The organism is Enterobacter sp. 301B (genome assembly GCF_003850715.1).
GTDB lineage: Bacteria > Pseudomonadota > Gammaproteobacteria > Enterobacterales > Enterobacteriaceae > Enterobacter > Enterobacter intestinihominis.
In genome coordinates, this window is the sequence record NZ_PQTC01000001.1 from 168,432 (window position 1) to 189,934 (window position 21,503).

The 21,503-nt window shown below is 55.5% G+C and carries 16 protein-coding genes; 10 read left to right on the forward strand and 6 right to left on the reverse strand.

All coding sequences use genetic code 11. The features are described 5' to 3' along the window. Window positions 1–76: 76 nt before the first annotated feature. Complete coding sequence (locus C3451_RS00735) at window positions 77–1,390, reverse strand: TolC family outer membrane protein (protein WP_233169832.1); 1,314 nt, start codon at window positions 1,388–1,390, stop codon at window positions 77–79. 756 nt (window positions 1,391–2,146) lie between these two features. Between C3451_RS00735 and C3451_RS00740 the strand changes: the two genes are divergently transcribed. Together C3451_RS00740 and C3451_RS00745 are read left to right on the forward strand one after the other, a co-directional pair. After that, window positions 2,147–2,890: a DeoR/GlpR family DNA-binding transcription regulator gene (locus C3451_RS00740; RefSeq protein WP_022648061.1), complete on the forward strand. Its 744-nt coding sequence runs from the start codon at window positions 2,147–2,149 to the stop codon at window positions 2,888–2,890. A 13-nt stretch (window positions 2,891–2,903) separates the two neighbouring features. Continuing rightward, window positions 2,904–3,971, forward strand: coding sequence for an oxidoreductase (locus tag C3451_RS00745; protein WP_038416023.1), 1,068 nt, complete (start codon window positions 2,904–2,906; stop codon window positions 3,969–3,971). Between the two features lie 42 nt (window positions 3,972–4,013). Here C3451_RS00745 and cybB read toward each other — a convergent pair whose 3' ends face one another. From cybB to C3451_RS00760, 3 genes are all read right to left on the reverse strand, one after another. Then, window positions 4,014–4,544, reverse strand: coding sequence for a cytochrome b561 (gene cybB / locus C3451_RS00750; RefSeq protein WP_022648059.1), 531 nt, complete (start codon window positions 4,542–4,544; stop codon window positions 4,014–4,016). Between the two features lie 508 nt (window positions 4,545–5,052). Then, the gene (gene aldA / locus C3451_RS00755) at window positions 5,053–6,492 is read right to left on the reverse strand and encodes an aldehyde dehydrogenase (RefSeq protein WP_045622264.1); all 1,440 of its coding nucleotides are present in this window, start codon (window positions 6,490–6,492) and stop codon (window positions 5,053–5,055) included. A 199-nt stretch (window positions 6,493–6,691) separates the two neighbouring features. Next, window positions 6,692–7,483: a YdcF family protein gene (locus C3451_RS00760; protein WP_074142885.1), complete on the reverse strand. Its 792-nt coding sequence runs from the start codon at window positions 7,481–7,483 to the stop codon at window positions 6,692–6,694. Between the two features lie 391 nt (window positions 7,484–7,874). Here C3451_RS00760 and C3451_RS00765 point away from each other — a divergent pair, with 391 nt between their 5' ends. The 5 genes from C3451_RS00765 to C3451_RS00785 all read left to right on the forward strand — a co-directional run bounded on the left by C3451_RS00765 (window position 7,875) and on the right by C3451_RS00785 (window position 14,220). Then, the gene (locus tag C3451_RS00765; RefSeq protein WP_032624298.1) at window positions 7,875–9,194 is read left to right on the forward strand and encodes an MFS transporter; all 1,320 of its coding nucleotides are present in this window, start codon (window positions 7,875–7,877) and stop codon (window positions 9,192–9,194) included. A 164-nt stretch (window positions 9,195–9,358) separates the two neighbouring features. After that, window positions 9,359–11,005, forward strand: a complete 1,647-nt coding sequence (locus C3451_RS00770; RefSeq protein ID WP_100148810.1) for an MFS transporter — start codon at window positions 9,359–9,361, stop codon at window positions 11,003–11,005. A gap of 22 nt (window positions 11,006–11,027) precedes the next feature. Continuing rightward, a complete protein-coding gene (locus C3451_RS00775; protein ID WP_032624299.1) occupies window positions 11,028–12,110 on the forward strand; it encodes an HlyD family secretion protein in 1,083 nt (360 codons plus the stop codon). Beyond that, window positions 12,107–13,486, forward strand: coding sequence for an efflux transporter outer membrane subunit (locus tag C3451_RS00780; protein ID WP_045622266.1), 1,380 nt, complete (start codon window positions 12,107–12,109; stop codon window positions 13,484–13,486). Before C3451_RS00775 ends, C3451_RS00780 begins: the two co-directional genes overlap by 4 nt. Before the next feature lie 74 nt (window positions 13,487–13,560). After that, a complete protein-coding gene (locus C3451_RS00785; RefSeq protein WP_023306151.1) occupies window positions 13,561–14,220 on the forward strand; it encodes an O-methyltransferase in 660 nt (219 codons plus the stop codon). Between the two features lie 83 nt (window positions 14,221–14,303). Here C3451_RS00785 and hrpA read toward each other — a convergent pair whose 3' ends face one another. Further along, a complete protein-coding gene (gene hrpA / locus C3451_RS00790; protein ID WP_045622269.1) occupies window positions 14,304–18,206 on the reverse strand; it encodes an ATP-dependent RNA helicase HrpA in 3,903 nt (1,300 codons plus the stop codon). A 203-nt stretch (window positions 18,207–18,409) separates the two neighbouring features. Here hrpA and azoR point away from each other — a divergent pair, with 203 nt between their 5' ends. Both azoR and C3451_RS00800 read left to right on the forward strand, forming a co-directional pair. Continuing rightward, complete coding sequence (gene azoR, locus C3451_RS00795; RefSeq protein ID WP_045622270.1) at window positions 18,410–19,015, forward strand: FMN-dependent NADH-azoreductase; 606 nt, start codon at window positions 18,410–18,412, stop codon at window positions 19,013–19,015. An 89-nt stretch (window positions 19,016–19,104) separates the two neighbouring features. Then, window positions 19,105–19,791: an RluA family pseudouridine synthase gene (locus C3451_RS00800; protein ID WP_038416018.1), complete on the forward strand. Its 687-nt coding sequence runs from the start codon at window positions 19,105–19,107 to the stop codon at window positions 19,789–19,791. 7 nt (window positions 19,792–19,798) lie between these two features. Here the strand turns inward: C3451_RS00800 and C3451_RS00805 are convergent, their stop codons facing one another. After that, window positions 19,799–20,338 carry a DUF2058 domain-containing protein gene (locus C3451_RS00805; RefSeq protein ID WP_022648048.1) on the reverse strand — a complete coding sequence of 180 codons (540 nt, stop codon included), beginning with the start codon at window positions 20,336–20,338 and terminating at the stop codon, window positions 19,799–19,801. 168 nt (window positions 20,339–20,506) lie between these two features. Between C3451_RS00805 and C3451_RS00810 the strand changes: the two genes are divergently transcribed. Next, on the forward strand, window positions 20,507–21,481 hold the full coding sequence (locus C3451_RS00810; RefSeq protein WP_022648047.1) for a DUF1852 domain-containing protein: 975 nt from the start codon (window positions 20,507–20,509) through the stop codon (window positions 21,479–21,481). Window positions 21,482–21,503: the final 22 nt, after the last annotated feature.

Consider the following 21,503-nt stretch of genomic DNA (forward strand, 5'->3'; position numbering starts at 1 on the left):
AGAGGGATGTAACTATCCCTGGGAAAAACCACCCATTATTGTCTGACTTATTTCGCGCAGAAAGGCGCGCCTTTTTTTAACTCAAATCAGGTAATTTCGCGGCAGCGTTTTTCTCTATTCCGATAAGCGGCATGAGATTATCCACCGCGGAGGCGTAATTAATCGCCGCGCTCCAGCCATCGTATTCAGCCATTATTTTCGCTGAGGTGGCAGACCAGACATCCTGCTCCACGCTGAGCAGATCGTTAATGCTGCGCTTGCTCAGGGTATATTCATTTTTGTAGACGTCGCGGGCGCGCAACGCATTTTCCAGCTGACGTTTTCCGGCCTCCATACGTCCTTGCGCCCCGGTCCAGTCGGCCTGTGCGACGGAGGCTTTTTGCAGGACATCAAAACGGGCCTGATCGACCTGAGACGATGCCATTGCCCTTGCGCCCTCGGCCTGACGGACGCGCGCCGAGACCGCGCCGCCCTGATAAAGCGGTGCATCAATATTGAGCTGGATCTGATCATCCCAGTACGCGCGATTATCAGACTCGTACCGGGTGCGGCCCCCTTTCAGGCTTAAGGTTGGCCAGTGCTGTGACTTCGCGGTTTCTACGCCGTACTGGGCTGAACGCTCCATGTTCTGCGCGGCCATCACCGTTGGGATCAGTGAATAATCAATTCGATTGAGAGAATCCGGCTCCACGGCCAGACCTCCCGGAACCGGTGAATAGCGTTCAGTCTGTATGCCAGTCAATACCGCCAGCCGCGCGCGGGCGCTGTTCAGTGACGCATTGTACTGCTCTACCGTCGCCTGCATTCCGGCAATACGGGTGCGGGTCTGAAGCTCATCAGAGGTGGAGCTTACGCCTGCATCGGCGCGGAGTTTTGCCAGCTGCTCAACGTTTTTAAGCGCCTGCACATTCTCTGTTGCCGCCTGTAGCAGATCGCTGTAGCGTTTCACTTCCACATAGCTGAGGGCCGTTTTTTCCGCGACGGCAGACATCGTGCTCATCAGCTGGTAGCGATAGCTGTCACGCTGAGCTGAAGACTGGCTGATGCTGTTATTGGTCTTGCCAAAATCGTACACAAGCTGCGTCAGGCTCAGCCCCCAGGCTGCGGAATTTCGCAACGAGCCGCTCGAATCGGTGGTCTGGCTGTGACCCGTACTCCCGTTCAAGGCTATTTGTGGCATCCAGCCACTACGCGCTTCGTCTATTTGTGCCTGGCCAATCCCCAGCTGTGCAGCCTGCTGACTCACCGACGGGTCGCGGTCAAGAGCGAAAAGAATACTTTCTTTCATCGTCACTGCCGCAACGGGAGATATTCCTACCAGACCGTTAGTTGCATGAGCCGCTGTCACCACCAGTGAAATTAAGGTCAGGGAAGCAGATAATCTGAGCATCCTGTTATTGCATTTCATCTTTATAATACCCCCGGACTTCAGGTGATGGCTAAATAATTACCAGGAAGAGGTACAAATAATTCACCCTATTTGCCCCACTCCTGTTTGATAAATTCCGCCAATAGTCGCCCACACCCATTTCAATTGAGATGAGAGCCGTTCAATCTCTTTTTTTCTTTTAAGAATTTACTTAAATATTTATTGATTCGCAGCATAACAAAATGTGATATGAGCGACCACATCCGTAATGTTAATGCGGTGTTACAAATAAGAAAAAAGATGGGGTTTCTGGACAAATGGCTATTAGATGCGTTTACGCTGAAACATATAAACCCTCTGTAATTTAAGGAAAATTCTGAAACACCCTGATGTACATTTTTGCGTTTATTTCATCTCGAATCAGACACAAAGATTTTCAAAGAACTGTCAATTTAAGTCATTCGCTGATTAATATTAAATTATTTTACTTTAAAAAGAATATCTAATAGATATAAGCACCAATTTATATTTATAATCTGGTTTTATATTCTTATTCGAACTCCTTATTCGGTAGCTTTAACCAAATTTCTATGTAAAACATAGCGTTAACATCAGGTCTAAACGATACATACATGTTTTTGATGACTGATTAATGCTAATTCAATATTCACCTTATTAAACTGTTTTTGGACAACATCCCCCTCCTGTTACGATTCCCTTTCCTGTAAAATGCTGTAAACTGCATAGTATTGCGACATTTTGCAGGATACTGCACCCATGCATAAAACCGCCAGACAGAAATATGTACTTGAAATTATTACTGAACAAGGCCAGGCCAGCATCACTGAGCTGGCAGAAAAGTTGCAGGTTTCGGCGGATACCATCCGTCGCGATCTGACCGATCTGGAAAAACAGGGACTGGCGCAAAAAAACCATGGCGGCGCCATCGCGCTGAATCTCTCGACGATGAACCGAGTTAGCAGGAATACCTTACTGCCTGAAATCAAGCAGCGGCTGGGTAAACAGGTTGCGCAGTGCGTACCTGCGGGCTCGACGCTTTTTCTGGACGCCGGAAGCACACTTCTGGCCGTTGCCTCTTTCCTGCAGGGACCGCTCACCATAATCACCCCTTCTCTTGATATCGCCCAGCAGGTTAGCGATCGGGAAGATATCGATCTGATCCTGCTTGGTGGAAAGTGGGATCAGAAACAGCGCCTGTTTGCCGGAAGCGCCACCCTTTCGCTGCTCTCTCGCTACCGGGCGGATATCGCCATCCTTGGCGCATGCGCCATTCATGCCGAGCTCGGATTGAGCGCCAGTCAGGAGGCGGATGCCGAGGTGAAGCGTGCCATGCTGGCCGCAAGCCAGGCGCACTGGGTAGTCGCCGACCATCTTAAACTCAACCAGTGCGAACCTTATCTGGTTTCAGGGTTATCCCAGATTCATCAACTGTTTTTAGATCGTCCCTGGGCAGAGCTCGGGGACCATAGCGCCGTGCAGGTTACCGTTTGCGCGCATTAACGTGGAGAAGGTCATGAATAAAGTGAAGACAATGAATATTGCGCTGATCGGGTATGGTTTTGTGGGTAAGACGTTTCATGCCCCGCTGATCCAGTCCGTCGACGGCCTGAAGCTGGCGGTGGTCTCATCCCGGGATGAAGAAAAGGTCAAACGCGATCTGCCGGACGTCCTCGTTGTTGCCACCCCTGAAGAGGCTATTCAGCACCCGGATATCGACCTGGTGGTTATCGCCTCCCCTAACGCGACCCATGCGCCGCTGGCCACCTTGGCGCTCAACGCCGGCAAGCACGTAGTGGTGGATAAGCCATTTACGCTGGATATGCAGGAAGCGCGAGACCTGATTGCGCTTGCGCAAGAAAAACAACGCCTGCTCTCTGTCTTCCATAACCGCCGCTGGGACAGCGATTTTCTCGGCATTAAGCAGGTGATTGAGCAAGGCAGTATCGGCAAGGTAAAACACTTTGAATCGCATATCGATCGTTTCCGCCCGGAGGTTCGCGTGCGCTGGAGAGAGCAAAATGTTCCCGGCAGTGGCCTGTGGTTCGACTTAGGCCCGCACATGATTGACCAGACGCTACAGCTTTTTGGTCTGCCGCTGTCGGTACAGGGCAACATCGCCACCCTGCGTGACGGTGCGGAAATTAACGACTGGGCGCACGTGGTGCTGAACTATCCTGAACACAAAGTGGTCCTCCATTGCAGCATGCTGGTGGCAGGCGGCGTTGCCCGCTTTACCGTCCACGGCGATAAGGCCAGCGTGGTGAAAGCGCGCATCGATCAGCAGGAAGCCCAGCTTCTGGCAGGCGTCATTCCGGGTAGCGAAAGCTGGGGTGAGGACAGCGACGCTATGGTGCTGTTTAATGCCCAGGGTGAAGCCAGCGCTATCCCTGCGCCAAAAGGCGACCAGCGGCAGTACTATATAAACGTGCGCGATGCCCTGAACGGCAAGATTGACAATCCGGTCCATCCGGTGGAAGCCCTGGCGGTGATGGCGGTGCTGGAAGCGGCGGTAAAATCTTCAGAAACGGGTACAACTCAGGAACTGGATTTAACGGCGCAGGAGCGCGCGCAACTGCAATAAGCCGCAAAAAAAATGCCCTGCGGGTTGGCAGGGCATTATCGGTCACTGACGCTTTTTCGGCATCATGCGCAGCAGCGTATTGTCTTTCCAGAAATAGTGATGCATCAGCGCGGCAAAGGCGTGCAAACCAATCACAAAATACCCCAGATTCGCCAGCGTTACGTGCCACGCTTTTAGCGTATCCACCAGGTCAAAATTCCCCTCCGCCGCATGCGGCATCGTCAGGCCAAACGCAAACCAGTCATTTCCCCGGTTATACATCATCACCATGCCGATCAGCGGCAGCGCAATAAACAGCAGGTAGATAACCAGATGCCCCAGATGGGACAGCCCGGTGATCATCGCTTTTGGTTTCGGTTGAATGGGCGGAGCCGGGAATTTCAGGCGGATAAACAGGCGCGCCACCATCAGCACCAGGATGCTGATCCCGCAGGAAACGTGGATCATATTAATAAGCGGACGATCGGTTCGCGGGAACCAGCCTCTGAATTCCATGGCGCAATAGGCCATAATAACTAACAGAAAAACCAGCCAGTGAATGCTGATTTGCAGACCCGTATATTTTGTGCGCATGTTGTTTCCCGATAAATAACAGTTATCGCGCCAACATAACCACCTTTCCTGAAAATGTGAACCCCCTTTTACGGAGGGCCGAGTATTCCCAGTTATTTGAAATCAGAAGCATTAACGTGCCTTCAGAATAACGGAGGGATTACAGCGATGCCCAGGTCCGGCTGTAAATCGCTGAGGCGTTTGCCTTCCGGCCGGGGCGAGGCGCAGGGATGCGCCGAGAGGGCGGGCTTTACAGGGATGTTACCTCCGCCCGTCCCCGATAAGCCGGAAGGAATAAGCCGAAGGGACCGCGAAGCGGCGATTTACCGCCGGGAGCACGGGTCGCCAGGGTGGTGGCGACTGAGCCACCCTGGCACGTTCACCGGTCATGTCGTTACAGAGTAGCAAGGAACATAAAGTGAACGGAATGACCACCAGAGCCGTATGTTCCCCTCACCCTAACCCTCTCCCCAAAGGGGCGAGGGAACTGCTCCGTGCACACATTATCTCGCATGGAGGGGGCTCCTGATTACGACTGTAAATAGACTACCTGCGTCTGCAAATACTCATTCAGACCGTGTTTGCCATCCGCCCCGCCGATCCCGGATTTCCGCCAGCCCGCATGGAAGCCCTGCATCGCTTCAAAGTTTTCACGGTTAATGTAGGTCTCGCCGAACTTAAGCCCTTTAATGGCTTTCATGGCGACATTCAGATCCTGCGTATATACAGACGAGGTTAAACCGTAGTCGCTGTCGTTGGCCATTTTCAGGGCCTCTTCCAGGGTGTCAAAAGCCACCACCGGCAGCACCGGGCCAAAGGTCTCTTCGTGCATGATGGCCATGTCCTGACGTACGTCCAGCAGCAGCGTTGGGGGATAAAAATACCCTTTACCCTCTGCCGCTTTACCGCCAAGGACCACTTTAGCCCCTTCCTGCACCGCGCGCGCCACCTTCTGCTCCACACGCTCCAGCGCGGCGGCGTTGATCAGCGGCCCCATGGCAATATCCGTTCGCTCAGCCGGATTGCCAAACTGGACGGCTTTCATTGCCTCGCCCAGACGATTCACAAAGCGGTCATAGATCCCCTTCTGAACATAGACACGTTCCGCGCAGTTACACACCTGTCCGGTATTGATGACGCGTGAATCCACAATGGCCTTCACGGCCAGCTCGAGGTCGGCATCGTCCATCACGATGGCCGGGGCTTTACCACCCAGCTCAAGCCCCACTTTGGTGATGTTTTTCGCAGCCGCAGCCATGATCTTTTCACCCGCCCCGACGCTGCCGGTCATGCTGACCATCGCCACTTTCGGGTTCCCGGCCAGCTCCTGTCCGACGGTTTCACCGCGGCCCAGCACCAGGTTGAAGACGCCTTTCGGCAGGCCAATCTCGTCGACGATTTTGGCAAACACAATGGCGTTGTTTGGGGTAAATTCGCTCGGTTTGATAACGATGGTGTTGCCGGTGATTAGCGCAGGAGCGAGCTTACGGGCAATCAGGAAGAAGGGAAAGTTCCACGGCAGAATGCCGGTGGTGACGCCAAGGGCGCGCTTAAACACCAGAATATTCTCGCCCGGACGGTCGCTCTGAATGATTTCCCCTTCATAACGGCGCGCCCACTCGGCCATATAGTCGATATAGTCAGCTGTAAAGTTAACTTCCACTTCCGCCAGCTGCTGGATCTTGCCCCCTTCGGCCACGATCAGCGCGCTGATTTCGCTGACGCGCTCGCGGATCCCGGCGGAAATTTTGCGTAGCCAGCTGGCGCGTTCAATGGCAGGCAGCGCCTCCCAGCCAGCCTGCGCGCGCTCTGCCGCGTCAATGGCCTTGCGGGCGTCCTCGGCGGTGCCATCGGGAATACGGGAAATGACCTCTTCCGTGGCCGGATTGATCACGTCAATCCAGGCATCACCCTGCCAGGCAACAAACTGTCCATCAATATACATAGGATGTTGTACGGGTACTGTCATAACCTGCTCCTGTAATCACACTGTTTTTAACAAGTAAACTTAATGTTAAAAACTATAATTACCGGGGCAATTGCCTACTCTATGAGTCTGTTTTTGTGAGATATCTCATAAAAGAAACGGGTCAGCCCGTTTCAAAAATCACAAATCGGCAACAAAGGCTGCCCGTTTGCGTAAAAGATGGCGCAAACGGGCAAGAGCATTACAGCAGAGAACGGCTCACCAGCGCGTCGGTGAGAATGACGTCGTTTCGCAGGATCTGCCACGCGGCGTCCACGTCGGCAGGGATATCGACATGGGCAATGAAATCACGTCCCGCCGGACCGTAGCCGTTGATGTCGTCCCTGAGTCGCGGAAATTCACCCAGCACCAGCGACAGGTAACGTTCTACCGGCCATAACCCCTCGACCGGGCCGCTGAACGCCAGACCGTCGTCACTGTTTTGCAGCACGGGCGTCAGGCCGGGATGACTCATCCATGCGGGCGCAGCCTCGTCGCGGCAAACGCGGGCAAACGTAGCCATTGTGCGACGCTGCATCGTCGGGTCCTGCACTACCAGCACCCGGGCGGCGTTCAGTCCGGACTGTTTCATCAACGCCCGGCTGAAGCGGGCGTTTTCGCCACAGTTGGTCGACTGATCCTCAACGTGAAGATGCTCAGCCGGAATGTTCCAGAATTCACGGGCGATGTCGGCCAGAATAGCCGCCTCAGCCCGCCCGGTGGTGGGTATCCTGTTATAGCGGGGGTGCTTAGCAATCGCGGCGTAGAGGAAGGTCGTCGAGTGACCGATCCCGCCGCTGATGATCAGAGGAACCCCCTGTTCAGCCGCGATTTTACAGGCAGCATCAATCGCGGGGATCACCGCGTTACCCGCCAGAATCACCAGATCAACGGGCTGGTTGTCCTGATAGTCGTCCTGAGCAAGCCACGCCCCAACGGTATTCACGGCGTCGAGTGTTGTGCCAGGCAGACAGGGGAAAAGTGCCATTGTCATCGTTACCTCCTTACAGCATTAATCTTTAGAGTACTTCACACAACGGGGTTGAAAAGGAGATCACTCTGAAAGCCGAGGTGCTCATTACGCTGCATATTTGTCATTTTGATGAAATAACCAGAAACATCCAAAAACAATTGGGTTGCACCCTGAGTTTGTGCTTTTGATTATCTGCCCTTCAACACATCCTGCCACAACAGCGTGCTGAAAAAGCACCAGTTGCTGCTTAACCCATCGTGTTCTGACCCGTTTTAGTTCTGGCTGACTTGCCAAACGTAACATCCAACCCTAAGTTGCTTAACAATTTCACAACCATTACACACCGACAGGTTGCACCTGAAGCGCGCCAGGTAACACCTCTATTATCATCCACGTGGCGGAGTTTTGAGTCATGACACAACATGAGAGCACGACAACGGTATTGCGGAAAAACAAAAAGGTATTAATTGCCAGTCTTACGGGAAGTTCTATTGAATGGTTTGATTATTTTCTCTATGGCACCGCTGCCGCGCTGGTGTTTAACAAGATTTTCTTTCCGATGGTCGACCCGGTAATCGGGCTGATCCTCTCCTATCTCTCCTTCTCGTTGACCTTTTTTATTCGCCCCATTGGCGGCGTTCTCTTTGCACATATCGGGGATCGTATCGGTCGCAAAAAAACGCTTGTCCTCACCCTTTCATTGATGGGAGGTGCAACCGTGATGATTGGCCTGCTGCCCACCTACGACATGATCGGGATGTGGGCGCCCGCGTTGCTGATCCTGATGCGTATTATTCAGGGGATGGGTATCGGCGGTGAATGGGGTGGCGCGCTGCTGCTGGCTTACGAGTATGCTCCAGAAAAACGCAAAGGCTTCTTCGGCAGTATTCCGCAGGCGGGCGTTACCATCGGCATGTTGATGGCGACATTTATCGTCTCGCTAATGACGCTGTTCAGCGAAGAGGATTTTCTCTCCTGGGGCTGGCGCATTCCGTTCCTGCTCAGTTCCGTGCTGGTAATATTGGGGCTTTGGATCCGGAAAGATATTGACGAAACGCCTGATTTCCAGAAAGTGAAAAAATCCGGTCAGGTTGCGAAAGCTCCGCTGCGCGACACCATAAAACACCACTGGCGTGAAGTGCTAATTGCCGCCGGGCTTAAGGTTGTTGAGACAGCACCGTTCTATATTTTCTCCACGTTTGTGGTGAGCTACGCCACTACCACCCTGACCTATCAGAAATCCCAGGCGCTGGAGGCAGTAACTCTTGGCGCACTGGTCGCCACTATTATGATCCCGCTGATGGGGCTGCTCTCAGACAGGGTTGGCCGCCAGCGTATGTACGCCGTCAGTGTCTTCGTGCTCGGCCTGTTTATCGTGCCCTGGTTTATGCTGCTGAATACCGGCACCACCTGGGGAATTGTGCTCGCGACCGTTATCGCTTTTGGCGTACTGTGGGCACCGGTGACGGCGGTTCTCGGCACGCTCTGCTCTGAAATTTTCAGTGCCAACGTTCGCTACACCGGTATCACGCTGGGTTATCAACTTGGGGCCGCGCTGGCGGGCGGAACGGCACCGCTAATAGCTACCGGACTGCTGGCGAAATACGACGGCGACTGGGTACCCGTGGCCTGGTATCTGGGCGTGACGGTCGCTATCTCCCTCATTGCAATTTTTTGTGCCAGCCGCATCAACCGTGAACGCCACCTTCAGGCGCAGCCGGAACAGCGATAATATTATTGCGGCTCCGTTCGCGAGCCGCACTTTTTCTTCATCATTCCCTCTACATTTGATTAACATACAATATTCGTATTCACTTGAATTATGATTTGCGTCAGCCGTAGAATCATTAGCCCGCTCACAATTCAACATTTTTAAAGGTAAACCCCGTTATGCGCCTGCCCCAACGCGATCCTTATGCTCCTCGCGAGTGGCAGCCACACGAGAAACCCGCTCTGCTGGGTTCCCCTTCCACCCCGGAACATCCGACGTCGAAACGGATCGCCTATGGCGTGGTCGGCCTGCTGGTGTGTCTGACCGGGGCGCTGGGTAACGCGGTCGTCACCGCCAATCTGCAAAATCTGCAAGGCACCTTCGGCGCCTGGTCGACTGAAATCGCCTGGCTGCCTGCCGTCTATGTCATGACCAACGTCTCCATCAACCTGCTGCTGGTAAAGTTTCGCCAGCAGTACGGTTTGCGCGCGTTTACGGAAGGCTTCCTGGTGCTGTATGTGCTGGTCACCTTTTTTCACCTGTTTGTGAACGATCTCAGCTCGGCGCTGATGGTACGGGCGGCACACGGGATGGTCGCCGCCGCGCTCAGCTCGCTCGGCATTTATTACCAGATACAGGCCTGGCCCGCGAAGCACCGACTCAAGGCGCTGACCATCGGCATTACCGGTTCGTCGCTGGCGATACCGCTGGCGCGGCTGTTCTCCACCGAGCTGTTGCAGCTTGATGAGTGGCGTGGGCTGTACTTCTTCGAGCTGGGTTTGGCCCTGATCTCACTGGCCTGCGTGATGGTGCTGAAACTGCCCCCGGGCGATCGACGCAAAGTTTTCGAGAAAAAAGATTTCATCACCTTCTTTTTGCTTGCGCCCGGTATGGCGCTGTTGTGCGCGGTTCTGTCGCTAGGGCGTCTGGAATGGTGGTTTGAAACACCGTGGATCGGCTGGGCGTTGGCTCTCTCGCTGGTGCTAATTGTCTGTGCAATCGTCTTTGAACATAACCGCAGCAACCCGCTGCTCAATACCCGCTGGCTGTCCAGCGGCAGCATCGTACGCCTGGGATTGATTATGCTGCTGATCCGCATCGTACTGGCGGAACAGAACACCGGCGTCATCGGCTGGCTGCAATATGCGGGCCTACAGAATGAACAGATGACCCATCTGGCGTGGTCTATTTTCGCCGGAATCGTCTGCGGTATCGTCACCAGCTGTCTGACGATCAAACCCACTAAGCTGGCCTGGCCGATTATCACCTCGCTGGCGCTGATGATTGTTGCTTCGCTGCTGGACAGCCAGTCCAACAACCTGACCCGGCCGGATCAGCTGATGTTCAGCCAGTTCCTGCTTGGTTTCGGCAGCGCTTTCTTCCTCGCCCCTGCGATGCTGGCCGCCATTGGCGGGGTGATCGCCGAACCACGCAATCTGGTCAGCTTTTCCGTGATGTTTGGCATGAGTCAGAACCTTGGTGGCCTGCTGGGTTCTGCAATCCTTGGTACCTTCCAGACCTGGCGCGAGAAGTACCATTCCAGCCTGCTGGCTGACCAGCTCACCACCCTCAACCCGCTGGTGAACGAACGCATTCAGCTTTACACCCAGATGTATAAAAGCCTGGTTGGCGACAGTTCCCTGTTGGGAACCCAGGCCATTATTCAGCTTCAGACGGTGACGACGCTTGAGGCAAACATTCTGGCTTACAACGATACTTATCTCCTGACGGCGAGCATTGCCACAGCCACGCTGGTCTGGATTTTATGGCGCTTGCTGCGCCTGCGCATCACCGCCCGTATGGCCCTTAAGAACGCCACTGGCAATAAGTAATGACTATTTTTCAGGAGAAGTTATGAGTCAGCAGGATGCCGCCAAAGAGCAGGCCAACACCCGCAAAAATGTACGCGTCGTTTCCATTTTCACCGCCGCGGCTATCGGCATTGTCGGGGTGCTGGTGATCCTTTATGCCTGGCAGTTGCCCCCGTTCACGCGTCATACCCAGTTTACTGATAACGCCTACGTGCGCGGCCAGACCACGTTCATCAGTCCGCAAGTCAACGGCTACATTACTGAGGTCCATGTTCAGGATTTTGTGCAGGTTAAAAAAGGCGACCTGCTGTTGCAGATTGATGACCGGATCTATCGCCAGCGTGTCCATCAGGCCGAGGCGCAGCTGGCAATGAAAATTGCTGCGCTGAACAACAACCTGCAACAGCGTAAAAGCGCGGAAGCGGTGATTGCCAAAAACGAAGCGGCACTGAAAAACGCCCGTGCCCAAAGTCTGAAAACCCAGGCGGATCTGAAACGCGTGAAGGATCTGACCGCAGACGGCTCCCTGTCCATTCGCGAGCGCGATGCGGCGCTGGCCAGTGCCGCCCAGGGGAGCGCCGATATCGACCAGGCGAAAGCAACGCTTGAGATGTCGCGCCAGGATCTACAAACGGTTATCGTCAATCGCGCTTCGCTGGAAGCGGACGTTGAAAATGCGAAAGCCGCGCTGGAGCTTGCGCAGATCGATCTGCAAAACACCCGCATTGTCGCGCCGCGTGACGGTCAGCTCGGGCAGATTGCGGTGCGTCTGGGAGCGTACGTCACCGCCGGGACGCACCTTACCACGCTGGTCCCGCCGCAGCACTGGGTGATCGCCAATATCAAAGAGACGCAGCTGGCGAATTTACGCGTCGGACAGCCAGTGAAATTCACCGTCGATGCGTTAAACGATAAAGCCTATCAGGGCCGCGTGGAGAGCATATCCCCGGCCACAGGCGTCGAGTTCAGCGCTATCACCCCGGATAACGCCACGGGCAACTTTGTTAAAATCGCCCAGCGCATCCCGGTACGCATTGAGGTACTCGGTGAGCCGGAGGCGTACCGGCTGCTGCGCCCTGGCATGTCGGTGCAGGTCACCATAGACACGCGGGAGGCGAAACAATGACGCTTCGCCCAATAGCCGGCCTGCTGATGATGGCTATCCTTGCGGGTTGCCAGTCGGTTGACGTAGAGCCCGCCAAATCGTCCCTGCACATCCCGGCCCAGTGGCGCGCGACGTCGGGGCCAACCAGCCCGACAGAGCAGCTCTGGTGGCGTAATTTCCACGACAGCAATCTGAATCACTATGTGGATCAGGCGCTGAAGAACAACAGCGACGTGCTGATTGCCCGCGAGCGGATTAATGAGTATCAGGCCCGGGTATACGCCGCCGACGGCAGCCTGTTCCCGTCGCTTGACGCGGGCGTGACCGGGACGCGCGCGCGCTCGCAGTCCGCCGCCACAGGCCTTCCGGTATACGGTACGTTGTACAAAGGCAGCCTGACCGCCAGCTACGACGTGGATATCTGGGGGGTAAACCGTAGCACCTCCCGTGCCGCCGAAGCGTCGCTGGAGGCACAAAAGGCGGCGGCCGCGGCGGCAGATCTCACGGTCGCAACGTCGGTGGCCTCCGGGTACGTCACTCTCCTGTCGCTGGATGAACAGCTTCACGTTACCCAGTCCACGCTGAAATCGCGTGAAGAGGCGTTCAACCTTGCTAAACGACAGTTTGAGACGGGATACAGCTCTCGCCTTGAGCTGATGCAATCGGATTCTGAGCTGCGCGCCACCCGCGCTCAGGTTCCACTGCTTCAGCACCAGATTGCGCAGCAGGAGAATGCGCTTAGCCTGCTGCTGGGCAGCAACCCGGGTAACGTTGCGCGCGGTGAAAGCTTTGATGCCCTGACGCCGCTGAAACTGCCCACCCAGTTGCCGTCGACGTTACTGAACCGGCGTCCGGATATCGTCCAGGCTGAACGTCAGCTGATTGCGGCGGACGCGACGCTGGCGGCATCGCGTGCCAGCCTGCTGCCGTCGATCAACCTCACGGCCACAGGATCGGTGCAGGATCGCACGCTGTCGGGATTGCTGGATAACCCCCTCCAGCTCTGGAGCGTGGGCGGCAGTATTCTTGCGCCGCTGCTGAACCGACAGGCGCTGAATGCACAGGTGGATATCTCTCAGTCTCAGCGTAATCAGGCGTTGTACAGCTACGAAAAAACCGTACGTAATGCGTTTGCCGAGGTGAATGACAGCCTTGATGCCATCACCCGTTATCAGGAACAGCTTAACGAGCTGCTGGCTCAGCAGGCGGTCGCGCAGGAGACGCTGCGGATAGCGCAAAACCGCTACCGCAACGGGTACTCTTCTTATCTGGATGTGCTCGATGCACAGCGCACGCTGTTCTCGGTGCAGACCAGCGTGGTACAGGTGAAAAACAACCTGCTGCTGGCGCAAATTGATTTGTATAAAGCGCTGGGCGGCGGTTGGGTCAGTGCGTGAAAACATGCCGGGTGGCGGCTACGCCTTACCCGGCCTACATTTCGCCTCTGGCGATACCCCCAAGGAGTCAATCTATGCAACAGCAGTGGTGTTCAGTAGATAATTACATGATTTCGTCGCTTATTCCTGAAGATGAAGTTCTCCAGAACGTTCTTGAAAACAACAAACGCGCCGGTTTACCCGAGCACGACGTTGCCGCAAATCAGGGGCAACTGCTGGCGCTGTTTGTCCGCATGACGCAGGCGCGTCGAATACTGGAAATCGGTACGCTGGGCGCGTATAGCTCAATCTGGATGGCGCGCGCCCTGCCGCCGGATGGAAAGCTGATTACGCTTGAAGCGGACCCGAAACATGCCGCTGTTGCACGCCAGAACATTCACCTTGCGGGACTCAGCGATCGTATCGAACTGATTACAGGCCCGGCGCTAAAGTCGCTCGAGAATTTCGGTGACGTCCCGCCCTTTGACCTGATCTTTATTGATGCCGATAAGCCAAACAATCCCGGCTACCTGGAGTGGGCGCTGCACTACTCCCGTCCCGGCACGGTCATAATCGGCGATAACGTGGTGCGCGACGGCGAGGTGGTTAACGGGCAAAGCGACGATGCACGCGTGCAGGGGGTACGGAAGTTTATCGAGATGACTGGAGATAACCCACGCTTAACCGCCACCGCGCTGCAAACGGTGGGCGTTAAGGGGTGGGATGGGTTTACGCTAGCGATGGTGGAACGATAAAAAAGCCGGGTGGCGGCTACGCCTTACCCGGCCTACATGTTCTCCCGTAGGCCCGGTAAGCGCAGCGCCACCGGGCAATGGTTTTAGCCGGAGATCTGCTCCATCGCCTGCAAGATACGCTTATCCGAAATGGGATACGGCGTACCGAGCTGCTGGGCGAAGAAGCTGACGCGCAGCTCCTCGATCATCCAGCGGATCTCCCGCACATCGTCATCATCGCGACGCGCTGGCGGCAGTTTGTTGAGCCACTGCTGCCACGCCTGCTGCACGTTTTCGACTTTCAGCATCTGCGCTCGATCGCGATGCGGATCGACCGCCATTTTCTCCAGACGCTTCTCAATCGCCTGCAAATAACGCAGCGTATCACCCAGACGCTTAAAGCCGTTGCCGGTGACAAAGCCGCGATACACCAGCCCCGCCATCTGCGCCTTCACGTCCGACAGACCCAGGGCCATGGTCATATCCACCCGCCCCTTCAGGCGCTTGTTGATATTGAACACGGCGGTGAGGATCTGCTCGACCTGTTTCGCAATCTCTACCACGGTGTCGTTCAGCTCCGCGCGCACCTTTTCATGAAGCTGAGCAAAGCCCTCTTCCGTCCAGACCGGACCGCCCGCCTCGTGGATCAGTTTGTCCACACCGCAGGAGATGCAGTCGTCGATCAGATCCAGCACCTTACCGTACGGGTTAAAGTAGAGCCCCAGCTTGGCTTTGTTCGGCAGCTTCTCGTGCAGATACTTAATCGGCGACGGGATGTTAAGCAGCAGCAGGCGACGCAGCCCGCGCCACATCATCTGCTGTTGCTCCTGCGGATTGTCAAAGAGCTTAATCGCCACGCTGTCGCGCTCATCCACCAGCGCGGGCCAGGCTTTCACCTTGTAGTTCCCGCGCTTCTGCTCATAGCTTTCCGGAAGCTGACCAAAGCTCCAGATGTGCAGCCCGCTCTGCTCAATACCGTCATCGGCCACCGCAGAGAGCGTCTCCTGGACTTTACCTTTCAGCGCTTCTTTCAGCTCCGTCAGAGAACGGCCTTCGAGCAGCTTTTTGTTTTTATCGTCCACCACGCGGAATGTGATTTTCAGGTGATCGGGCACCTGATCCCAGTTCCAGTCGTCGCGGTCAATGGTGGTCCCGGTCATGCGTCGGAACTCACGCTCCAGTGCGTCCAGCAGCGGCAGTTCCAGCGGCGTGACGCGGCCTAAAAACGCTTCGGCGTAGTTCGGCGCCGGTACAAAGTTGCGCCGCACTGGTTTAGGCAGGGATTTGATTAATGCAATGACCAGTTCGCGGCGCAGGCCGGGAATTTGCCACTCAAACCCGCTCTCATCCACCTGGTTTAACAGCGGCAGCGGAATGTGCACCGTCACGCCATCGGCATCCGCGCCCGGCTCAAACTGATAGGTCAGACGCAGCTTCAGGTTGCCCTGATGCCAGAAGTTCGGGTAGTCGAGCTTGCTGACCGACTCCGCGCCCTCTTTGATCAGCATGCTCTTTTCAAAGTTGAGCAGGTCCGGGGTCTCTTTGCTGGCTTTCTTCCACCAGCTGTCGAAATGGCGCGCCGAGATCACATCGTGGCTGATGCGCTGGTCGTAAAACTCAAACAGCGTCTCGTCGTCCACCAGAATGTCGCGACGGCGGGACTTGTGCTCAAGCTCTTCCACCTCGGCGCGCAGCTTGAGGTTTTCGCGGAAGAACGCATGGCGCGTCTGCCAGTCGCCTTCCACCAGCGCATGGCGGATAAACAGCTCGCGACTCAGCGCCGGGTCAATCTGGCTGTAGTTAACCTTACGCGCTGCAACCACCGGCAGGCCGTAAACGGTGACTTTTTCCGTCGCCATCACCGCGCCCTGCCCGCGCTCCCAGTGCGGCTCACTGTACGAGCGTTTCAGCAGGTGCTGCGCCACCGGTTCAACCCACTCAGGATCGATGCGTGCGGCAATTCGCCCCCACAGACGGCTGGTTTCCACCAGCTCGGCGACCATGGTCCACTTCGGCGGCTTCTTGAACAAACCGGAGCCCGGGAAGATGGAGAAACGCGCGTTGCGTGCGCCGGTAAATTCCTGTTTATCCGCATCCTTCATCCCGATATGAGACAGCAGGCCGGTCAGCAGGGCGATATGAATTTCGCGGTACTCCGCCGGTTCACTGTTCACCGGGATGCCAAGCTCTTTCACCACCTGGCGCAGTTGGGTGTAGATATCCTGCCACTCGCGCACGCGCAGGTAGTTCAGGAAATCCACCCGGCACTGACGGCGGAACTGATTCGAAGAGAGCGCTTTTTGCTGCTCGCCGAGGTAGTTCCACAGGTTGACGAATGCGAGGAAATCGGACTCTTTATCGTGGAAGCGACGGTGTTTTTCATCCGACGCCTGCTGTTTGTCCATCGGACGCTCGCGCGGATCCTGAATGGAGAGTGCCGAGGTGATGATCATCGCCTCGCGCACGCAGCCGTGCTTTTGCGCCTCCAGCACCATGCGCGCCAGACGCGGGTCGACCGGCAGCTGGCTAAGCTGGCGGCCCAACGGCGTTAGCTTGTAGGCCGTCGCCTGCTCGTCGGTAGTAATGGCCCCCAGCTCTTCCAGCAGCCGAACCCCGTCCTGAATATTGCGCTTATCCGGCGCTTCCACAAACGGGAAGGCGGCGATATCGCCCAGCCCCAGCGCGGTCATTTGCAGGATAACGGATGCCAGGTTGGTTCGCAGGATCTCCGGATCGGTAAACTCCGGGCGCGACAGGAAATCGTCTTCCGAATAGAGACGAATACAGATCCCTTCCGACACGCGGCCGCAGCGGCCCTTACGCTGATTAGCTGACGCCTGCGAAACCGGCTCGATCGGCAGACGCTGAACTTTGGTTCTGTAGCTGTAGCGGCTGATGCGCGCCGTACCCGGGTCGATCACGTATTTAATGCCCGGTACGGTCAGCGAGGTTTCGGCCACGTTGGTCGCCAGCACGATGCGGCGCCCGCTGTGCGGCTGGAACACGCGGTTCTGCTCGCTGTTGGACAGGCGCGCGTACAGCGGCAGGATCTCGGTATGGCGCAGATCGCGCTTGCTGAGCGCATCGGCGGTATCGCGGATCTCACGCTCGCCGCTCATGAAGATCAGAATGTCGCCAGAACTCTCGGTGCCCAGCTCGTCGACGGCATCGAAGATGGCCTGAAGCTGGTCGCGCTCGGTATCGTCCGCCTCTTCAACAATCGGGCGATAGCGCACTTCAACCGGGTAGGTTCGGCCTGAGACTTCAATGATCGGCGCATTATTGAAATGTTTTGAGAAGCGCTCCGGGTCGATGGTCGCGGAGGTGATGATGATTTTCAGATCCGGACGCCGGGGCAGCAGCTCTTTCAGGTAGCCGAGCAGGAAGTCAATGTTCAGGCTACGCTCGTGCGCTTCATCGATAATGATGGTGTCGTACTGCATCAGCAGACGATCCTGCTGGATTTCCGCCAGCAGGATACCGTCGGTCATCAGCTTAACCATGGTGTTATCGCTGACGTGGTCGCTGAATCGCACCTTGTAGCCGATGCAGCCGCCCGGCTCCGTTTGCAGCTCGTCAGCAATACGGTTCGCCACGGTGCGCGCCGCCAGACGACGCGGCTGGGTGTGACCGATCAAACCTTTCACCCCGCGGCCTAATTCCATGCAGATCTTCGGCAGCTGAGTGGTTTTACCTGAACCGGTTTCCCCCGCGACGATCACCACCTGGTGATCGCGCACGGCCTCAAGAATGTCCTGTTTTTTCTGGCTGACGGGCAGGTTTTCCGGATAGGTAATCTCCGGGCGTGCGGCTTCACGCAGCACAACTTTCCCTGCCGCCTGTTCAATCTCTTTGGCCATCTCCTGGTAAATGGCCTGTTGTGCATCAGGATTTTTAACCTTCTTAACGCCGTGCAGACGGCGCGCAAACCGCTGTTTATCGCGCAGCATCAGCGAATCAAGCTGTTGCATCAGCATCGGGAAGGATAATTTCTGTTGTTCTGTCATAGCGTTAACGGGCAGTGCACTGCCGGATAAAATCTCTTTTTAATGATTGCTATAGAGTACCACATCAGCGCTTTTCGCGCCTTATTCAAAAAATTCGAACATAGGCTTCGATATATTGCGCTATCCCTGTGGCAGGATTGTGAATAAAGTGTCAACAAGCAACGGGGCAACCCCCTCAATCAAATACAAAACAGGAATTTCCCATGAGCAAAGTATTAGTGTTGAAATCCAGTATTCTGGCAGGGTATTCACAGTCTGGTCAGCTGTCTGACTATTTCGTTGAACAGTGGCGTGAACAGCACAGCGCGGATGAAATCACCGTGCGTGACCTGGCGGCAAACCCAATTCCTGTGCTGGACGGCGAGCTGGTTGGCGCGCTGCGTCCGAGCGATGCGCCTCTTACCCCGCGTCAGCAGGAAGCCCTGGCGCTCTCCGACGAGCTGATTGCTGAGTTGCAGGCGCACGACGTTATCGTGATCAACGCCCCAATGTATAACTTCAACATTCCTACGCAGCTGAAGAACTACTTCGACCTGGTGGCGCGCGCTGGCGTAACCTTCCGTTACACCGAGAACGGCCCGGAAGGTCTGGTGAAAGGTAAACGCGCTATCGTCCTGACCAGCCGCGGCGGTATTCACAAAGATACCCCGACCGATCTGGTCGCACCGTACATGACGCTGTTCCTGGGCTTCATCGGCATTACCGACGTGAACTTCGTGTTCGCTGAAGGTATCGCTTACGGCCCGGAAGTAGCCACCAAAGCGCAGACCGACGCGAAAGCCGCTATCGACAGCCTGGTCGCAGCCTAAATTTTCCCCCTCTCACCGCCCGGTGGGAGGGTTTTTCTTTCCCCCGTATTTCGTTATCATCCGCACCCACTCTCCAGCCCGGCGGCCTGATGTCTGTCATAATCGATACGTTTATTGCACCACCCTGTCACGACGACATTGAGATCCTCTGGCAGGACGAGCATCTGCTGCTGATCAACAAACCCTCTGGTCTGCTCAGCCTGTCCGGGAAAAATCCGCAAAACCGCGATTCCGTCCACCACCGTCTGGTGCAAACCTTTCCCGGCTGCACGCTGGTGCATCGTCTTGATTTTGGCACTTCGGGCCTGATGGTGATTGCACGTAACAAAGCGATTAACGCCGCGCTTTGCCACCAGTTCAGCCAGCGCGCCGTGACCAAGGTTTACACCGCCCTGTTGTGCGGACATGTGGAACAGGACGAAGGGACCGTGGATGCCCCGATTGCCAAAGATCCGGCGCTGTTTCCGCTGATGACGATCTGTGCGCGCACTGGTAAGCCCGCTCGCTCCCGCTATCGGGTGATGGAACGTATTTACCAGGATACGACAATGCCGTTGACGCGGGTTGAGCTTACCCCGGAGACCGGGCGCACCCACCAGCTGCGCATTCACTGCCAGCAGTTAGGCCACCCTATTTTGGGGTGCGATCTGTATGGGGGTCTGGAATGGCCGGGGGCGGAAGAAACGCCCCGGCTGATGCTGCATGCAAGCGTTCTGAGTTTTATGCATCCGCTGAGCGGCGAGACCATGAATGCCCGTCACGCCGCGCCATTCTGAACGAGGTTTACCACATTAAATCGTCAGGGATTTTGAAGTCTGCGTACGGATCGTCTTCGTCCTGCTCTTCCTGACTCAGCGCGCTGTTTAGCACAATGCTGTCCGCATCGCGCTGGGCAATTTTATCCGCCACCACCGCCGGGATAATCGCGTAATCACAGTCGCCATTCGCGTTAATCACCAGTCGGGCAATCGCCAGACGACCGTTGATCAGCTGGGTTTGCGTCTGCTTATCGACGTCGATTTTTTTGATCAGGCTGCCATCGGTAAAGTTAAAGGTAATGTTGCCCTTCGCCACGGTGATGCGGTTCATCTCAATCAGCTGCTTCACCTGCGCCCTGAACTCTTTTGCCAGCACCGCCTGTTTTTGCTGTTCGCTCAGCTGCTTATCACGCTCCAGCTGGGCTTTCTTGTTCTCTTCAACAGCCTCTCTCGCCTCGCGAGCCTGGACGCGGGATTTTTTCGCCGTGCGCTGAACCTTCGCCATCTTTTTACTGCTGACTAAGCCCGCTTTCAGCATCTGCTCTTGTAGGGTGAGTTTTGTCATGATCGTTTAAACCGGTTGGAAATGTCGGGGGATTATACCTGAATCGCGCAGTTCATGAAGAACCCTCATGACGCAGTGAAATTAAGTCACTTCCCCTGCGCCAGTGGCTCAGGCATAAATTATGCATCGATAACGTTTAGGCAACATGAACTTAGGATGCATAACCAAATGAGTCAGGCTTTCACATTTACCCTTAAGCGCAGTTGCTTTGATGAAAATTATAACCCGTCAGAAAACACGCGCACCACCACCAACTTCGCCAACCTGGCGCGTGGCGAGAAGCGTCAGGAGAACCTGCGCAATACGCTGATGATGATCAACAACCGCTTTAACGCGCTGGCGAGCTGGGATAACCCGAAAGCCGACCGCTATGCCGTCGAGCTGGAGATTATTTCAGTCGATATGAATATTGGCGGCGATTTTACTTTCCCGGCCATCGAAATTCTGCAAACGACGATTGTGGATAAAAAGACCCACGAGCGCATCGAAGGCATCGTCGGGAATAACTTCTCATCCTATGTTCGTGACTATGATTTCAGCGTCCTGCTGCTGGAACATAATAAAGATCAGCCCCGTTTTACCCTCCCCGAGAATTTTGGCGAGCTGCACGGCAATATCTTTAAAAGCTTCATTCATTCTGCGGAATATCAGGCGAACTTTAAAAAAGCGCCGGTGATCTGCCTGAGCGTCTCCAGCAAAGACACCTATCGTCGTACCGGTAACCACCACCCGGTGCTGGGGTATGAGTACCAGCCGGACGGCGAGTCGCTAACGGAACAGTACTTCGCGAAGATGGGCCTCAAGGTTCGCTATTTCATGCCGGAAAACAGCGTCGCGCCATTTGCCTTCTTCTTCACCGGCGATTTACTGCGTGATTACACCAATCTGGAACTGATCGGCACCATCAGCACCATGGAGACGTTCCAGAAGATCTATCGACCAGAAATTTACAATGCCAATTCCGCTGCGGGACAGTGCTATCAGCCCGACCTGAATCAGCAGGATCACTCATTAACAAAAATCGTCTATGACCGTGAAGAGCGCAGCCGGCTGGCCATTGAACAGGGTAAATATACCGAAGAGCGGTTCATCAAACCCTATAAAACCCTTCTTGAGCAGTGGTCTCATCACTTCACGCTTTAATTTAATACGAATAAAAGGTTCT